This is a genomic window from Clostridium sediminicola, assembly GCF_050402865.1.
Taxonomy (GTDB): Bacteria; Bacillota; Clostridia; order Clostridiales; family Clostridiaceae; genus Clostridium_AF; species Clostridium_AF sediminicola.
The window spans coordinates 1-255 of the sequence record NZ_BAABMF010000096.1 but is presented as its reverse complement, the minus strand read 5'-3'; the positions used below and the strand labels follow the sequence as shown (position 1 = coordinate 255).

Below are 255 nucleotides of genomic sequence, written 5' to 3'. Positions count from 1 at the left end.
AAATAGAACCGCTACAGCCATTATTGTTCTCCTTCCTTCACATCATTAAAGCTTTTTACTCTCTTTATAATACTTTGTATTAATCTAACACATACTGAAATAAATCCTAGTGGCATAACTAGGTACAATAACCACATTGGAATAGGTAGCGAAACAGCTGTTTGTCCACCAGATCTTATTGTTCCCATCAAATCAAAACCAACATATGAAACAATTATTGCAAAACCTAAGAAAACTAAATCACTAAAAATATCC

The 255-nt window shown here is 32.2% G+C and carries 1 protein-coding gene; it reads right to left on the bottom strand.

What is annotated here, in order from left to right:
* Positions 1 to 20: 20 nt before the first annotated feature.
* On the bottom strand, positions 21 to 255 hold a 235-nt coding region (locus tag ACQ3F0_RS26915), incomplete at its 5' end, for a TRAP transporter small permease (protein WP_428868882.1).